The sequence below is a fragment of the Massilia oculi genome, from assembly GCF_017582745.1.
GTDB lineage: Bacteria > Pseudomonadota > Gammaproteobacteria > Burkholderiales > Burkholderiaceae_D > Telluria > Telluria oculi_A.
Window position 1 is genome coordinate 121859 of sequence record NZ_JAFVIM010000012.1, and the last position, 16137, is coordinate 137995.

Consider the following 16137-nt stretch of genomic DNA (forward strand, 5'->3'; position numbering starts at 1 on the left):
CCATCTTGTTGCGTTAGCTGTGCCGGCCCATGCCTGCGCCAGCGGACTTGCCTCATGCCAGCAAGCGGTCGAGCACATTGCGCGTGATGCGTTCGACGCGGCGGTCGCGCGGCCCGTCGATGACTTGCGCCCAGTCGGTGGTCCCGGCCGAGAACACGGTGCCGCCGCGCTGGTAGATGCCCAGGGTGGCGGCGTGGATGCCTTCGCGGGCGGCGTGCCGCTCGCGCGGCGGAAGATCTTGCCAGTGGCGGTCGAGGTGGCAGGCCGCCAGCACCTGGTAGCCGTGCGGCGTGCCGGCGCGGTCGCACCAGGCGGACAGGGTCGCCTTGCCGCTGTCGTGGTCGAAGGCGGCGAGCGGGGCGCCGTCGCAGGCATGGCCGGCAAGGGGCGGCCAGGTGTCGTGCCCGAAGCGCTCGCCCTGCGCCAGGCCGGTGCCGGCGAATACCCAGTGGCTGGCATCCTGGACCCGGAAGCCGCCGGTCTGGCGCGGGCCGTCGCGCCAGCCGCCGCCGTGGCGGTAGCTGGCGCCGCTCAGGCTGTCTTCTGGCCGGGCGGCGCCGTCCGGCTGCCACCAGTGGTCATGCGCATCCTGCGGTCCGTCTTGCCGGCAGACCAGGGCGGTGCCGCCGTCGACCAGGTGGATGCGCCACCAGCACAGCTTGGCGCCGAAGAAGGCGACGTTGCCGCCGCCTTCGACGAAGGCTTCGACGGCGTCGCGGCGCGCTTCGGTCCAGTATTCGTCGTGGCCGGCGCCGACCAGCAGCCGGTAGCGGCCGAGCAGGGCGGGATCGGCATGGATGTCGAGGTCGGTGCAATAGTCGACCGCGTAGCCGCTGCGCTCGAGCCAGCGTACGAAGCGGGCGTCCCAGTGGGCGAAGGTCTGGCGCGGCGAGCGGCAGTCGTAGTGGTCGGGGGCGCCCCAGACCGGGCCGCCGATGCCGCCGCCCGGCCTGCGCAGCGAGACGCGGGCCCCGAGCGGCATCCCGGCGCGCTGCGCCGCCGTCGCGTAATAGCCGCCGCCGCTGCGGTTGTAGGCGTGGTAGGTGGCCAGCGGCAGCTTGTACAACAGGCGCCGCGTGGGGCGGCGGCCGGCGTCCGGGGCGCCTGCAAGGTGCACGTCGGATGGGGGCGGGGGCACGGCATCGGGTTCTGCCCGCACCACGAACAGGGCCGCGCCGGCATCCTGATCGAGCCGCGGCGGGCGTGGGCCGGCGTCTTCGAGCTGGGCCAGGTAGACGCCGGAGCGCAGGGGCGGGCCCAGCGCCAGTGAGTAGTGGGGCCAGTGCCAGTCGTCGGCCGGGCCGGCATCGAGGGCATGCTTGCCGGGCAGCCAGTCGCTGCGCATGACGGGCTTGAAGCCGTCGCCCCAGCGGTAGAGTGCGGTGCGAAAGCGCGGCCGGTCGGTCGACACGTGCAGTTGCAGGCGTTCGCCGGGCCAGATGCTGGCATGGCGTGGATAGCCGCGGATCATGCCGGCAGCCCGGGTTCGTGGCGCTTCATGACGAGGTAGGGCGGCATGGCCAGGCCGTGCAGGGGCAGGCGGCGGAAGGTGGCGACCGCCTCTTGCGGCGTCTCGACCAGGGGCTCGTGCCTGTCGCACAAGGAAGCATTGAGCAGCACCGGCACCCCGGTGCGTACTTCGAAGCCGGCCAGCAGGGCGCGCAGCACCGGATCGTCGCTGGGGCCGACCGTTTGCAGGCGCGCGCTGCCGTCGACGTGGGTGACCGCCGCCAGCAGCGGCATCACGCTGCTGCGCACCGGGACCGCGAACTGCATGAAGGGCGATGGCGCCTGCAGGTCGAAATACTGGGACGCGCGCTCTTCGGCCACGATGGGGGCGAAGGGCCGGAACCACTCGCGTTCCTTGACGCGGACATTGATCCAGTCGCGCATGCGCTCGCGGCGCGGATCGGCCAGGATGCTGCGATGGCCCAGCCCGCGCGGTCCGAATTCGCTGCGGCCCTGGTACAGGCCGACGACCCGTCCCGAGCACAGCAGGTCGAGCATGCGCGCGCACAGGGCGTCGCGCCCGCGCGGATGCTCGACGATCAGGTCGCTCGCGCCATCGAGCGCCGCCTCGATGTCGGCCAGTTGGGGCGCCGGACCGAGATAGTCGTGGGTCCAGCGGAAGTCGACGCTGCGGCTGGCCAGCTCGAGCAGGCCGTAGATGGCGCAGCCGAGGGCAGCGCCGGCCGCGCCCGGCGCCGGCGGCACGAACACGCGCCGGAACGGGCCTTCGCGCAGCAGGCGCGCATTGGCCGCGCCATTGAAGGCGGCGCCGCCGGTGAGGCACAGGTCGTCCAGGCCGGTGCGCCCGTGCAGCCAGCGCGCCAGCGCCAGCAGCGCTTCTTCGAAAGCGCGCTGGCCGGCCGCCGCCAGGTTGGCGCAATCGGTGAAGCTGGCCTTGGGCGAGCCGAAGCGGAAACGCTCGGCTTCTTGAAGCAGCACGGGCCAGGCGTGCGGGATGGCGACCTGCATGCCTTCGACCGCGAGGGGCGGCAGGCCGAGCGCGTGCGGATCGCCGTAGGGGGCCAGGTCGGTTACCTTGCCCTCGTTGCCCTGGCCCGGGAACAGCGCCTGGGTGAGCCTGGCGTAGAACATGCCGAGCCCGGCGGCATGCTGGTCGCCATCGCCTCTCAGTTGCCGGCCGATGGGGGCGATGCGTTCGCGGTCGACGCGATGGCAGGAGGCGACTTCGCGCCGCCCGTCGGCCCCCAGGCTGCCCTGGCCGCCCACGACCATCACCGCCGCCTCGCGGAACGGAGACGGATGGAAGGCGCCAACCACGTGCGCCAGATGCTGCGGGATACGGGCGCGCCGCGCACCGCGGGCGAAGACGAGCGCGGGGTCGCCGTCGCTGCAGCTCGTTTCACTGGTCACCTCGCTGGCCACCTCGCTGGCCCCCTCGCTGGCCCCCTCGCCGGCCACCTCGCCGGCCGGCTCGTCGGCAATCCCGCTGGATGCATGGCATTCGACCAGCACGTCGAGCGGTCGCTCGAGACCGGACAGGTGGGGCAGGTAGAACGCGTCCATGTCGCCCGGTTCTCCAGGGTGGTGCTTGTGGCGCGTGAGGCGCTCTTTCTGGATGGCCCATTGCACGTGCGAACCGTGCATGAGGCAGACGCTCGCATGCCGGTCGCGGTTTATGCCGAGCACAACGGGGGTATCGTCCATCGTCTTCTCCTGGTTAGCGCAGCGGCGGATCGGTGGGTTGAACACCGGGGGCGAAAGCCGGTGTCGCATGCCGGATCGCAAGCAGCGGGCGGCATGCAACGGTCGACATGCGGTGGTCAGCCATTCTTTGAGCGCGACCGTTCAGGATTAGTTCGCGGCCACGCGGCGAATCCGGCCAAGCGCGCCGGGCCGGCGCCTGTACGTTGCCGGGAAAGGCGGTATCATCATTGGATCCCGGCCACCATCCTCCCGACCATGCTCCAGACGCCCGCCTCCTTCACGCCGCTGTTCGCGCCGCATCCCGATCCGGAACCCCTGAACTTCATGTTCCACAAGGGACAGCTCCTGGTGCGCGAAGACGGGCCGGCATTGCCGGACGCGGCGGCGCTGGAGCGCATGGGCGTGGCGCCCGACACGCTGCAGCCGCTGGGCTTGCTGGATGGGCGGTATTGCCAGGCCGGCTGGTTCGACCTGGAACCCGCGCTGCCGCCAGGCCATGCCTGGCGCGGCCTGCGTGCGCTGTTCGGGGTGATCGACGAGGCGCTGGTGGGCGTCGCCGGACGCGCGGCGCAAGTGGCCGAGTGGGCGCGCACCCACCGCTTCTGCGGCGTGTGCGGCAGCGGCACCGTGCTGGCCGTCGGCGAGCGCTGCTTCAAGTGTGTCAATTGCGGCCACATGGCTTATCCGCGCATCTCGCCGGCCATGATGGTCCTGATCCGCAAGGGCGACTCGGTGCTGCTGGCCAAGCACCTGCAGCATGCGACGCAGCGCTTCGTGCCGCTGGCCGGCTTTTTGGAAGCGGGCGAGTCGATCGAGGAAGCGATCCACCGCGAGGTGTTCGAAGAGGTGGGCCTGCGTGTGCACAACCTGCGCTACTTCGCCAGCCAGTCGTGGCCGTTCCCGCATTCGCTGATGCTGGCCTTTACGGCCGACTACCTCGAGGGCGAGATTCGGGTCGACACCAGCGAGATCGCGGAAGCGCGCTGGTTCGGCCCGGACGACGAATGGCCGGAGCGGGTGCCGCAGATGTCGATCTCGAGCGTCCTGGTGGACGCCCATCGCCCGCCCGGCCGTTAACTCACGGGGTTTTAACAGTTAGACGAGAACTTGTTTAATTTTATGCAGTCTTATGCATTATGAACAAGTTCGTTTCCATCAGCATGGCTGCGCAAGCCCTCGGTGTCTCGACCAGTACCTTGCGTCGGTGGGAGGCCAGCGGTCGGCTCACCCCTGCGCGAACAGAAGGAGGACAGCGCCGGTATGACTTGGCCGCCTTGCGTCCTGTAGTGCAAGGCGATGCGTCGGCGGTGCGCAAGACTGTCGCCTATGCTCGGGTGTCCAGTCATGATCAAAAGGCGGACCTGGAGCGGCAAAAGCGCGTACTCGAATTGTACTGCGCCAGTCATGGATGGGCGTTCGATATGATTGCCGACCTTGGGTCGGGCATGAACTATCGCAAGAAGGGCTTGAAACGTTTGCTCGATGGGATTGTCGAAGATGAGGTTGGACGCCTGGTCTTGACGCACAAGGACCGGCTGCTGCGTTTTGGCGCAGAGCTGATTTTCTCCCTGTGCCAGGCAAGGCAGGTCGAAGTGGTCATCATCAATCAGGGCGAGGACACCAATTTCGAAGAGGAGCTAGCCAGCGATGTACTCGAGATCATCACCGTCTTCTCGGTCCGTCTCTATGGAAGCCGAAGTCACCGAAACCAGAAACTGATCGATGGCGTGCGCGCAGCAGTCAAGGAGTCGCAATGTACCTAGCCCATCGCATCCGACTCGATCCGAACAATGTCCAGGCGACATACCTGGCGCGTGCCGCCGGCACTGCACGTTTCGCCTATAACTGGGCCTTGGTTCAGTGGAAGCGGCAGTACGAGGCCAGCAAGGTCGATCCTGCGGTGGACAAGCCAACCGAGGCGGCCTTGCGGAGCCAGCTCAACGCGATCAAGCGCGAGCAATTCCCCTGGATGCTGGAGGTGACCAAGAACGCACCGCAGATGGCGATCATCCAGTTGGGTCAAGCATTCAAGAATTTCTTCAAAGGTCGTGCCCGCTATCCCACCTTTCGCCGCAAGGGCCGTGACGATCGATTTACATTAAGCAATGACCAGTTCCGTGTCGAGGAGAAGCGCATCCACATTCCAATACTGGGATGGGTCCGCATGCACGAATCCCTGCGTTTCTCCGGGCGCATCATCTCGGCTTCGATCAGCCGGGTTGCGGGTCACTGGTACGCGAGCATCACCGTTGACATCAAGGATCAACCTCAATCGCCAGCCGAAACCCAAGGCGCGGTGGGAGTCGACTTCGGTGTCTCGGCGCTGGCCACGCTATCGACCGGTGAACTTTTTACAGGCCCGAAAGCGTTGGGCACACTGCTCGCCCGGCTGCAACGCCTGTCGCGCGAGGTCTCACGCAAAGTTAAAGGATCGCGCAATCGTGCGAAGGCGAAAGCCAGGCTTGCCCAGCTATACGCCCGGATCGCCAATTTGAGGCGCAATGGCCTGCATCAGTTGAGCACGTATATCACCCGCCATTTCCACACCATCGGTATCGAAGACCTGAACGTGAAGGGCATGCTCGGAAATCGTTGCCTGGCCCGGGCGATCGCTGACATGGGATTTCGTGAACTGCGCCGCCAGCTGGAATACAAGGCGGCGCAGCGCGGCGGTCAGGTCATTGTGGTGGATCGCTGGTACCCGAGCAGCAAGACATGCTCGTGCTGTGACTACCGGATGGATGTGCTCCCACTGACGGTTCGCCATTGGCGTTGTCCCGGCTGTGGCGCACTGCACGACCGGGACGTGAACGCAGCAATCAACCTGAAAAACATGGCGGTGAGTTCCACCGCATCGGCCTGTGGAGGGGCAGGCGCTGGCCTCGCGCGTCAAGTGCGAGGTGAAACCGGCCCCTGTGAAGCAGGAATTCAACAGCAAAGTGAACTATGAATAGCTTTGCGCAAGTTTGAAGGAACGGCACATCCAGGGCAGCGCGCTCAGGACTGGACCGGCGCCACCACCACGGTCACGCCATCCGGCGCACGCGCGGCGGCCGGCGCCGGCGTGGGCGCCATGGCCTGTTCGACATTGAGCGGAGCCGGCTTGGCGCCGGTGCTGCGCAGGTTGATCGCGCGCTGCAGGATGTCGAACCAGAACGGCGCGCCGAACAGGGTGGTGCTGGCGGTGACCAGCCAGCCCGAGGCCTGCAGCGCGAAGCCGGCATCGAGCACCGGCGGAAAGGTTTGCCAGCCGATCGGCAGTACCCACAGCTGCGCCATCACCTCGGCGTCCAGCCCGTCGGGCACGGCGGTGATGTGGGCTGCCATGGCGGGATGCTGCCACAGGGTCTGGAACAGGTGGATGCTGTCGATGTTGAACAGGATCGTCAGCAGCAGCGAGACCAGGAACGAGATCAAGAGCTGGCGCCGCTTGTAGACGCCGGACAGGCGTTCCATGGCGGTTTCGAACCAGCCGGCAAGGGCCGCCTGGAAGCGCTGCAGGTCGCCACCCGCTTGCTGGTACAGGGTCTGCAGGGTGCGCCGCAGCTGGGGATCGGGAACGGCGGCGATGTCGGCCTCGAGCGAGCCCTGGCTGCCGCGGATGGCGTCGACCAGCGCGATCGCGAAGTTTGCCGGTTCGATGTAGGATGGGCGGAGCCTGGCGGGCAGGCGCGCACCGGGATCGAGCCCGCCGGCGCGCGGGTTCACCAGCGGATGCGCGTACAGCACCCGCGCCGTGGCCTCGAAGCGGGGATCGTTCAGCATGCGCTTGACGGCGTCCTGCAGCATGCCGGCGCGCAGGTGGAAGCTTGCTGCCAATGCCTCCTGCAACGTGGTGACGACCAGCGCGAGGGTGCCGTAGCAAAATGCCAGGCCGATGGCGACTTCCAGAACCGTGCTGCCGAACATAGCGCTCTCCCAGGCTGGAACCACGCTCAACGCTAAGCGATCTGTGTCGTATCGGATTTAATTTTCCTCAAGAATAGGGCGGCCGCCAGCCGGCGACAGTGCTTCCCTATATACTTGCGGCAATCGTTTTTTTAAGGTGCACCATGTCTGACAAAGAAGCTTTCACCGAACACGACTGGCGTCGTCTCCTGACCAGCCTGGGCGAAAATCCGGAACGTCCGGGCCTGGTCGAAACGCCGGCGCGCGTCGCGAAAGCCTGGAAACACTGGACCTCGGGCTATGACCAGGATCCGGTGGAAGTGCTCAAGGCGTTCGAGGATGGCGCCGAGGAATACAATGAACTGATCGTGGTGCGCGGCATCCCGGTCTACAGCCACTGCGAACACCACCTGGCGCCGTTCTTCGGCAAGGCCACCGTCGGCTACCTGCCGAACGGGAAGATCGTGGGCCTGTCCAAGCTGACCCGCCTGGTCGATATCTTCTCCAAGCGGCTGCAGGTGCAGGAACGCATGACGATGCAGATCGCCAATGCGCTGATGGAAGTGCTGGAACCGAAGGCCGTCGGCGTCGTCGTCAAGTGCCGCCATATGTGCATGGAAAGCCGCGGCATCCGCGCCATCGGCGAAGAAACCATCACCTCGACCCTGCTGGGCGAGCTGCAACCGAACCTGGCGCTGCGCACCGAGTTCCTCGCACTGGCGCGCGACTGAGATCCCGGGAATAGGTTACCTTGTAAATACAACGGGAACCTGTTCCAGATCAGGACCTCCAAGTTGTTTTGGAGGTCAGTATGGATCGTCCAGCCTATCCCAGCGATATTCCCCGCGAGCAGTTCGAGGCGATACGCGCCATGCTCGAGGCAGCCCGGCGCAAGACGCGGCCGCGCAAGCATGATTTGTACGATGTGTTCTGCGCCGTGCTGTACTTCCTGCACACCGGCACCACCTGGCGCGCGATGCCGCCCGGCTACCCACCCTGGCGCACCGTGCACGAATATTTCACCCAGTGGACCATGCAGCGCGAGAACGGCCAGTCGCTGCTCGAAAGTGTGCTGGAGAAAGCGGGAAGGCAGGCCGAACTCACCCAACTACGCTCCTTGCTGCACAAACGCTAGGCACCGCCTCAAGGCTGTCACCTTTTTGTCACATTCTGTTGCACTTTGCCAAAGGTGCGCAGGAATGGATGGGCTAAGCTATGGAAAAAGTTATCAATTTTTCATCAATAGTCCCGCGCCATGATCGAGCACGTCAACCTCATCCTGTTTTCCGTCCTGAATGCCCATGCTGATCTGACTGGCTGGCAATTGCTGGGGGCTATGTTTGCGGCCGAATGGCTGATTTTCCTGGTGCCGTTTTCCCTGGTGCTGTTGTGGGCCAGCGGAACGGGTCCGCGGCGCGAGGTCGCGCTGCGCGCCTTCCTGGCGGCGGCTTGTGCGCTGACCCTGAACGCCATGATCGGCCACCTGTGGTACAGCCCGCGTCCTTTCGTGGCCGAGGTCGGCCATACCTTCCTGCTGCATGCTCCCGACAGCTCCTTCCCCAGCGACCACGCGACCAGCATCTTTTCGGTGGCGCTGGTGCTGGCCTTCAGCCGCGTGCCGCTGGCGCGCAGCCTGGGACTGGTGATGCTGCCGCTGTCGCTGATCGTGGCCTGGTCGCGCGTCTATCTCGGCGTGCATTGGCCGAAAGACATGATCGGGGCGCTGCTGGTGTCGGGCGGCTTCGCGCTGCTGGCCTATACGCCGCTGGCCCAGGCCGCCTGCGCGCGGGCGCTGCCGGCGCTCGAGCTGGTCTATCACCGGTTGCTGGCGCTGCCGATCGGGCGCGGCTGGCTGCGGCCCTGAATTGTCGGAACCAGCTGATTACTCGCCGCTCGACGCTTCCGGCTTTTCGAAGGTCAGTTTGTTGTCTTCGCCGAGTTCGAAAATCCCCAGCGGCAGGCCGGTGATGGCGTCGGCATCCGGCGCCTCCTGGCCGGTGCAGTCCGTGGTGTCGATCTGCCAGGCCTGATCGTCGGCGCGCAAGGTATACACGTTGTTGCCGTTGCCGAACAACTCGACCTGCAGACCCGACAGCCATACCGAACCCAGCTCGAGCTGGCGCTGGCATTCCGGCAGACGCGACATGGTCACGCGCAGTGTTCCTTCCTTGGTCCAGAAATTTTCCTTTTCGACCCTGAGCGTGATCGCATGATCGGTAAGGGGATCGATGGAATAGGTGGCCGTCTCGATGAAGCAGCCGGTCAGCAGCAGCGGAGCCAGGAGGATGAGGGGAAGACGCATCGGCAGAGTCATTGTTCATTCATGCAACAGTGTGGTGTGCCGAGTATAGCAATAGCGATAAGGGCGGGGCCAATTCAGGCGGACAGCATGGATCGGCGTTTTGCGCCATCATGCGCCGCATGGAACAGAACGACTACGAAGTGCTCGGCACTGGCCAAGGGGAGCGCCCCGCGGATGGTCGCCCCGTCAAGATGTGGACCCGGGGTGTGCCGGTCGAGCCTGAAGCGAAGGAACAGTTGTCGAAACTGGCGCAACTGCCGTTCGTCTTCCACCACGTCGCCGTCATGCCCGACGTCCATGTTGGCAAGGGATCGACGATCGGCAGCGTGATCCCGACCCTGGGGGCGGTGATCCCGGCCGCGGTCGGCGTCGACATCGGCTGCGGCATGATGGCCGCCAAGACCACGCTGCGCGCCGACGACTTGCCCGACAACCTGGGCAAGCTGCGCAGCGCCATCGAGCAGGCGGTGCCGCATGGCATGTCGCCGAAGACACGCAACGCCAGGGGCCGCGACACCGGTTCCTGGGACAAGCCGCCGGCGGCCGTCGATGCCGGCTGGGCCAGGCTCAAGGATGAGTTCGACGAGATCTGCCGCAAAACGCCGAAGCTGCGCCATGCGAACCACTACAAGCACCTGGGCACCCTGGGCAGCGGCAACCACTTCGTCGAGGTCTGCCTGGACGAGGAAAACTTCGTCTGGCTGATGCTGCATTCCGGCTCGCGCGGCGTGGGCAATGCGATCGGCAGCCATTTCATCGAGCTGGCGCGCCAGGACATGCGGCGCCACATGGTCAACCTGCCGGACCAGGACCTGGCCTATCTCGAAGAAGGCACCCGGCACTACGACGACTACGTCGAGGCGGTCGGCTGGGCCCAGAAGTTCGCGCGCATCAACCGCGAAGTCATGATGCAGAACCTGATCGGCGCGGTGCGCAGCGTGATCAGGAAGCCTTTCGAGACGCATGTGGAAGCAGTCAATTGCCACCATAACTATGTGCAGCGCGAGCGACACTTCGGCAAGGACGTCCTGATCACGCGCAAAGGTGCGGTGTCGGCGCGCGAAGGCGAGCTGGGCATCATCCCCGGCTCGATGGGCGCGCGCAGCTTCATCGTGCGCGGCAAGGGCAATCCAGAAAGTTTCAACAGCTGCAGCCATGGCGCGGGACGCGTGATGAGCCGCACCGAAGCCAAGCGCCGCTTCACGGTGGCCGACCAGGAGCGCGCCACGCGCGGGGTCGAGTGCCGCAAGGACGAAGGCGTGATCGATGAAATCCCGATGGCCTACAAGGACATCGACGCCGTGATGCACGCCCAGCGCGAGCTGGTCGACGTGGTCCATACCCTCAAGCAGGTGGTCTGCGTGAAGGGATAACGCCCCCATCTTCCACAAGCGAGCCTGTCCATGACTGAAGACCAGAGCCTGACTGCCCGTCCCGGCAACGCGCCGGTTGCGCCACGCGCCGAGGTGTGCGATCCGGAGCGCGATTTTGAGCGCAACCCGGCGCCATCCACGCCGCCCGACAACCTGTGCCGCGCCGGCAGCTATGCCGGCCTCGTCACGGCGGTACGCAAGGCGGTCGAACGCAACGCCGACTTCGGCAGCTGAAGGCCGATACCTACCGTCTTGCCAGCGACAGCAGGTCGGCCGGCGCGCCGAACTCGCGCTCCGGCGCCACCCGGCGCAGCGTCTCGATCGGCGCATAGCCCCAGCTGACCGCGCCGAAGGCGATGCCGGCGCGGCGCGCGGCGTCGGCGTCCGTGGTCTGGTCGCCCACGTACAGCGCCTGCGAGGGCGGCGTGCTTGCCCGCCGTACCACCTTGCGGATGCGCGCGGCCTTGCCGAAGATCGACATGCCGCATTCGTACTGCCGCATCAGGGCCGCCAGCTCGGGGCCGAGCACGGCGCGCACGTTTTCCTCGGCATTCGAGGACACCACCGCAAGCCGCACGCCGGCGCGGTCGAGCGCGTGCAGGGTCGGGCCGATGCCGTCGAACAGCGGGATGCGGCCCGAACCGGTGACGGCGCGCATGTGGTCGATGAAGGAGCGCGAGGCGAACGGCAGTTTCCAGGCCGGCATGCCGACGTGGCGCATGACGTCGCGCGGACCGTAGTGACGCAACCGCTCGGCCTGCTCGGCGTCGACGCGCCGGAAACCATGCTGGTCGGCGATATCGTTGAACACGCTCAAAAAGAAGGGCCAGGAATCGGCCAGCGTGCCGTCGAAGTCGAAGATCGCCAGGCGGTAGCTCATGCGGGGAGCCGGGAAAAAGTGGTCATGGCCCGATTATAGGAGAGGGCGGCCATGGGACGACGCCATCGAAACCGAATGGCATGCGTCTTGCTTAACGGGAAGTAGATTTTAACCCTTCCTCCCATGAACCAAGAACCCGATACCGATCTGGTGGAGAACTTCCTGCCCTACATGCAGGATGTCGTGAAGCGCCAGGCGGCGCTGCATGAGCTGCACCAGACATGGCGCCTGATCGAGGCGTCCGCGAAGATGAATTGCCCGCTCGAGGCGCGCCTGCTGTTGCCGGCCGTGCTGGCCACGCGCACCGGCCTGGTGCAGCTGGAGCGCGACCTGGTCGCCAATATGGTGTCCGAAAAGGTGCGCCAGGTAATGCGCGAGGCCGCCACGCGCACCCAGTACGCGCTCGACCTGCTGGTGCGTAACCTGTTCGAACGCACGGCCGACGTGGGCTTCCTGGCGGCCGACCTCGATCTGTGCCGCTTCCTGGCGCGCCTGGCCGCCGGCGAGGCGCCGGACCGCGAGGCGGTGCGCCGGCGCCTGGTGGCCTATCGCGACAAGTACACCGTGTACGACGACATCGTGCTGCTGGCGCCGGACGGCGCGGTGCTGCTGCGGGCCGATGCCGGCGCCACGCTGGAGCGAAGCAGCGATCCCCTGGTAGCGGCCACCCTGGCGGCATCGGGCTATGTGGAGACCTTCCGCGCCAGCGACCTGCGTCCCGCTGCGCCGCATGCGCTGCTGTACTCGCAGGCCATGCGCGATCCCGACAGCGGCGCCATCCTCGGCGTGCTGTGCCTGAGTTTTTCTTTCGAACACGAGCTGGACGCGATCTTCAAGGCCTACGGCGGCGCCGACCGGCGCGCCAATATGCTGCTGCTCGATGCCGACGACCGCGTCGTCAAGAGCCTCGATCCGCTGTGGATCGCGCCCGGCGTGCAGGTGCCGGTCAATCTCGACGGCGAGTTGGCGCCGCGCCTGTTCGCCGGCCGCGAATACCTGGTCGCCACCGGCATCTCGCAGGGCTACCAGGGCTATCCCGGCCCGCCCGGCTGGAAGGCGCAAGTGATGGTGCCGCTCGAGCTGGCCTTCCGCGGCGCGCATCCGGACGCGGCGGCGCAGCTGGCGCCGCGCATGCTGCAGGGACTGCTGTCGCATGCCCACACCTTCAGCCCGGCGCTGCATGCGCTGATGTCGTCGGTGCTTGGCGCCACCCAGGCGATCAAGCGCATCGTCTGGAACGGCAAGGTGACCAGCAGCGGCGCCGCTGCAGGTATTAGCAGCGGTCGCCTGGATCCGGTGCTCGACCAGATCACCGAAACGGGCGAGCGCAGCGACGAGGCTTTCTCGCAGTCGATCCAGGGCCTGTACCAGACCGTGCTGGCGTCGAGCCTGCAGGAGGCCGGCGCCACCGCCCAGCTGCTGGTCGACATGCTGGACCGCAGCCTGTACGAGCGCGCCAACGACTGCCGCTGGTGGGCCCTGGCCGGCCAGCTGCGCCAGGCGCTGGCCGACGGCGACGACCCGCGGCAGGCCGAGGCGATCGGCGCGCTGCTGGGCCACATCAACGGCCTGTACACGGTCTACAGCCGCCTGTTCGTGTACGACCGCAGCGGCCGCATCGTGGCCGCCACCGGTTCGCAGGAGGTGGTGGGCAGCCACGTCGCCGGCGATACCCTGGGCGCCGTGTGCGGCCTGCGCAGCGAGATGGACCACTACGTCGAACCGTTCGGCGCATCGGCGCTGTACGACGGCCGGCCGACCTTCGTCTATCACGCGGCGATCCGCCATCCGGAGCGCGACGCGACGGTGGTGGGCGGCATCGGCATCGTGTTCGACAGCGCGGTAGAACTGCGCAATATGCTCGACAGCGGCGTCGCCGGCCGCGCCGACATGCAGGCCTTCCTGGTCAGCCCCGACGGCCGCGTGTTGTGCGGCACCGACCCGGCCTGGCCGGCCGGGACGCGGCTGGCGCTCGATCGTTCATTGCTGGACGCGGCGGCGCGGCACGGCGCCGCGCGCCGCATCGTGGAACATGCCGGCCACTACTGCGTGGCGGCCTGCGCGCGCGCCGCGGGCTACCGCGAGTTCCGCGCCGGCGCCAGCCGCGAGGAGCCGGTGCTGTCGGTGCTGCTGCAATCCTTCGGGCCGGTGCGCGAGGAGAACGAGCTGGCGGCGCTGGCCGGCGCCGAACGCGTAAGGTCGGAGCACGAGCATGGACGCGACTATGCGCTGTTCCAGGTGGCCGGCGCGCTGATGGCGCTGGACGCCGCGGCCGTGATCGAGGCGCTGCCTTTTTGCCGGGTCAAGCGCACGCCGCCGACGGACGGCGCGCGCATCGGCATGCTGGACGTCGAGGCCGAGCCTGGGCAGCCTGCTGGCCAAGGAAGACGACCAGGCTTCGTGTGGGTGTTCGACCTGGCGCGCCTGGTCTCCAGCCGCCCGCATGCGCCGCGCGCGGACGGGCAGGTGATTCTCGTGCGCCACGGCGCCACCACGGTCGGCCTGCTGGTGGACGACGTGCATTCGGTGCAGCGCTTCGATCCGACGGCGTCGACCCCGATCGGCCTGGCAGGCGACGACGCCGCGCTGGCGGCCAGCCTGATCAAGGCGAACGGCGGCGAGCTGCTGATCCAGGAGCTCAGCGCGCAGCGCATCCTGGAACGGGTCTGCGGCGCGCCGGTGGCTGCCTAGCGCATCGCCTGCAGCAGACTGGCGCCATCGAGCGACTGACGCAACCGCGTCGAGTCGCGCCCCGGAGACAGGCCGAAGAAGCGCGCGTATTCCCGCGAGAACTGCGAACTGCTCTCGTAGCCGACCGCATGGCCGGCGCGCGCCGCGTCCTTGGCGCCGGTGAGCATCAGGCGCCGCGCCTCCTGCAGGCGCAGCTGCTTCTGGTATTGCAGGGGGCTCATCGACGTCACCGACTTGAAGTGCTCGTGCAGGGTCGATGAGCTCATGCCCACGTCGCCCGCCAGGCGCTCCACGCTCAGCGGGCGGTTGAAGTTGTCCTTGATCCAGCAGATCGCGCGCGTCACCTGGGCCATGCGGCCTTCGCCGCGAGCGATATGGCGCACCACGTCGGCGTGTTTGCCGGTGAGCAGGCGATAGTGGAGCTCCTTCAGCAGCAGCGGGGCCAGGACCGGGATGTCCTGCGGCGCCTCCAGCAGGCGCACCAGGCGCGCCGCGACGTCGGCCAGGCCGGGCGTGGTCTCGCTCAGGAACAGGCCGCGCGACGATGCCCCTCCGCGTGCGCGCGGGAGGGAGCGTCCCGGCAGTTCGAGGTCGAGCGCGGCCAGCATTTGCGGGTCGAGGTCGACCCGCAGGCACAGATAGGGTTCTTCTGCGCTGGCCTGGGTGACGCAGCCGGTCACCGGCAGGTCCACCGACACCACCAGGAACTTGGCCGGATCGTAATGAAAATCGCTGCCGGCCAGCGACACCAGCTTGGCTCCCTGGGCGATGATGCAGACCGCCGGCGCATGCACCACGTGCAGCGGTTCGGTGGTGCGGTCGCTGCGGATCAGCCACATGCCCGGCACCTGGCTCCGGTGCATGCCTTCGTCGGGCGCATGGCGGGCGATCAGGTTGGCGAGGTCACGGATCGCTTGCATTGTCGGCCTCCTCTTGGCGTGGTGATTGGTGCCCCTATTACACCTCATTCATCGGGTACGATGTTCCGCAAGACTTGCCCAATCCTCCGGAGTTGGCTAGACCACGCCGCCGTTGGCGCGCAAGACCTGGCCATTCACCCAGCCGGCGTCGGGACCGGCCAGGAAGGCGACGACACTTGCAATATCCTCCGGCTCGCCCAGGCGCTCCAGCGGCGGCAGCCCGGCGAAATGGGCGATCTGCTCGGGCGTCTTCCCGTCGAAGAACAGCTCGGTCGCCACCGGGCCCGGCGCCACCACGTTGACGCGGATGCGGCGGCCGCGCAGCTCCCTGGCGAAGATCTGGCTCATCGTCTCGACCGCCGCCTTGGTGGCGCCGTAGATCGCGTAGCCGGGCGGCTTGAGGCCGACCACGCTGCTGGAGAAGTTGACGATGCTGCCGCCTTCGTTCAGGCGGGCGGCCGCTTCGCGCATGGTGTTGAAGCTGCCCTGCACATTGATGGCGAAGGTACGCGCGAACAGCTCGTCGGAGGTGTCGGCCAGTGGCGCCGTCTTGAGGATGCCTGCATTGTTGACCAGGACGTCGACCTTGCCCAGCTCGCGCTCGGTGGTGTCGAACAGCGCGCGCACTTGATCGGGTTGGGCGACGTCGGCCTGGACCGCGATGGCCGTGTGGCCGGCGGCGCACAGGGTGGCGACAGTGTTCTCGGCTTCCCCGGTATTGCTGGCATAGTTGATGGCGATGCGGTAGCCGTCTTCGGCCAGGCGGCGGGCGACGGCGGCGCCGATGCCGCGCGAGGCGCCGGTGACGATGGCAACTCTGGATGGGGTCATGGATGCTCCTCGGGTTGGTTGAAGAGTCCATGATGCGCTGTTATCGCGAAAAGATCATTTCCGGGAAACTGAGATCAT

General features: G+C 67.0%; 15 protein-coding genes and 1 pseudogene. 9 read left to right on the top strand and 7 right to left on the bottom strand.

Annotated features, from left to right (window positions below):
* Positions 1-52: 52 nt before the first annotated feature.
* Together J3U95_RS15435 and J3U95_RS15440 are read right to left on the bottom strand one after the other, a co-directional pair.
* On the bottom strand, positions 53-1471 hold the full coding sequence (locus tag J3U95_RS15435) for a N,N-dimethylformamidase beta subunit family domain-containing protein (RefSeq protein WP_208279459.1): 1419 nt from the start codon (positions 1469-1471) through the stop codon (positions 53-55).
* Complete coding sequence (locus J3U95_RS15440) at positions 1468-3174, bottom strand: carbamoyltransferase C-terminal domain-containing protein (protein WP_208279460.1); 1707 nt, start codon at positions 3172-3174, stop codon at positions 1468-1470. Before J3U95_RS15440 ends, J3U95_RS15435 begins: the two co-directional genes overlap by 4 nt.
* A 255-nt stretch (positions 3175-3429) precedes the next feature.
* Here J3U95_RS15440 and nudC point away from each other — a divergent pair, with 255 nt between their 5' ends.
* The 3 genes from nudC to J3U95_RS15455 are packed head-to-tail and all read left to right on the top strand — an operon-like array spanning position 3430 to position 6124.
* Positions 3430-4251, top strand: a complete 822-nt coding sequence (nudC, locus tag J3U95_RS15445) for an NAD(+) diphosphatase (protein ID WP_208279462.1) — start codon at positions 3430-3432, stop codon at positions 4249-4251.
* Positions 4252-4310: 59 nt separating this feature from the next.
* Positions 4311-4937, top strand: coding sequence for an IS607 family transposase (locus tag J3U95_RS15450; RefSeq protein ID WP_208279464.1), 627 nt, complete (start codon positions 4311-4313; stop codon positions 4935-4937).
* Positions 4928-6124 (top strand): RNA-guided endonuclease InsQ/TnpB family protein, encoded by a 1197-nt coding sequence (locus J3U95_RS15455; RefSeq protein WP_208279466.1) that lies wholly within the window; start codon positions 4928-4930, stop codon positions 6122-6124. The genes J3U95_RS15450 and J3U95_RS15455 overlap by 10 nt, the downstream gene beginning before the upstream one ends.
* Before the next feature lie 47 nt (positions 6125-6171).
* Here the strand turns inward: J3U95_RS15455 and J3U95_RS15460 are convergent, their stop codons facing one another.
* On the bottom strand, positions 6172-7083 hold the full coding sequence (locus J3U95_RS15460) for a hypothetical protein (protein WP_208279467.1): 912 nt from the start codon (positions 7081-7083) through the stop codon (positions 6172-6174).
* Between the two features lie 143 nt (positions 7084-7226).
* On the opposite strand from J3U95_RS15460, the gene folE reads away from it, so the two are divergent.
* From folE to J3U95_RS15475, 3 genes and pseudogenes are all read left to right on the top strand, one after another.
* Positions 7227-7793 carry a GTP cyclohydrolase I FolE gene (folE, locus tag J3U95_RS15465; protein ID WP_109345918.1) on the top strand — a complete coding sequence of 189 codons (567 nt, stop codon included), beginning with the start codon at positions 7227-7229 and terminating at the stop codon, positions 7791-7793.
* Between the two features lie 80 nt (positions 7794-7873).
* Positions 7874-8149: pseudogene (locus J3U95_RS15470) on the top strand (transposase); the annotation flags it as partial.
* Between the two features lie 168 nt (positions 8150-8317).
* Positions 8318-8926, top strand: coding sequence for a phosphatase PAP2 family protein (locus J3U95_RS15475; protein ID WP_208279471.1), 609 nt, complete (start codon positions 8318-8320; stop codon positions 8924-8926).
* Positions 8927-8944: 18 nt separating this feature from the next.
* Here the strand turns inward: J3U95_RS15475 and J3U95_RS15480 are convergent, their stop codons facing one another.
* Positions 8945-9364 (bottom strand): hypothetical protein, encoded by a 420-nt coding sequence (locus J3U95_RS15480; RefSeq protein ID WP_229519866.1) that lies wholly within the window; start codon positions 9362-9364, stop codon positions 8945-8947.
* A gap of 119 nt (positions 9365-9483) precedes the next feature.
* Between J3U95_RS15480 and J3U95_RS15485 the strand changes: the two genes are divergently transcribed.
* Positions 9484-10737 (top strand): RtcB family protein, encoded by a 1254-nt coding sequence (locus tag J3U95_RS15485; protein WP_307728393.1) that lies wholly within the window; start codon positions 9484-9486, stop codon positions 10735-10737.
* Positions 10738-10767: 30 nt separating this feature from the next.
* The gene (locus J3U95_RS15490; protein WP_208279474.1) at positions 10768-10971 is read left to right on the top strand and encodes a hypothetical protein; all 204 of its coding nucleotides are present in this window, start codon (positions 10768-10770) and stop codon (positions 10969-10971) included.
* Between the two features lie 10 nt (positions 10972-10981).
* On the opposite strand, the gene J3U95_RS15495 is transcribed toward J3U95_RS15490, so the two are convergent.
* Complete coding sequence (locus J3U95_RS15495; RefSeq protein WP_208279476.1) at positions 10982-11617, bottom strand: HAD hydrolase-like protein; 636 nt, start codon at positions 11615-11617, stop codon at positions 10982-10984.
* 123 nt (positions 11618-11740) lie between these two features.
* Here J3U95_RS15495 and J3U95_RS15500 point away from each other — a divergent pair, with 123 nt between their 5' ends.
* The gene (locus tag J3U95_RS15500; protein WP_208279478.1) at positions 11741-14308 is read left to right on the top strand and encodes a chemotaxis protein CheW; all 2568 of its coding nucleotides are present in this window, start codon (positions 11741-11743) and stop codon (positions 14306-14308) included.
* Here J3U95_RS15500 and J3U95_RS15505 read toward each other — a convergent pair.
* Positions 14305-15228, bottom strand: coding sequence for an AraC family transcriptional regulator (locus J3U95_RS15505; protein ID WP_208279479.1), 924 nt, complete (start codon positions 15226-15228; stop codon positions 14305-14307). The two genes, J3U95_RS15500 and J3U95_RS15505, sit on opposite strands and share 4 nt — an antisense overlap.
* 96 nt (positions 15229-15324) lie before the next feature.
* Positions 15325-16059, bottom strand: coding sequence for an SDR family oxidoreductase (locus J3U95_RS15510; protein WP_208279481.1), 735 nt, complete (start codon positions 16057-16059; stop codon positions 15325-15327).
* Positions 16060-16137: the final 78 nt, after the last annotated feature.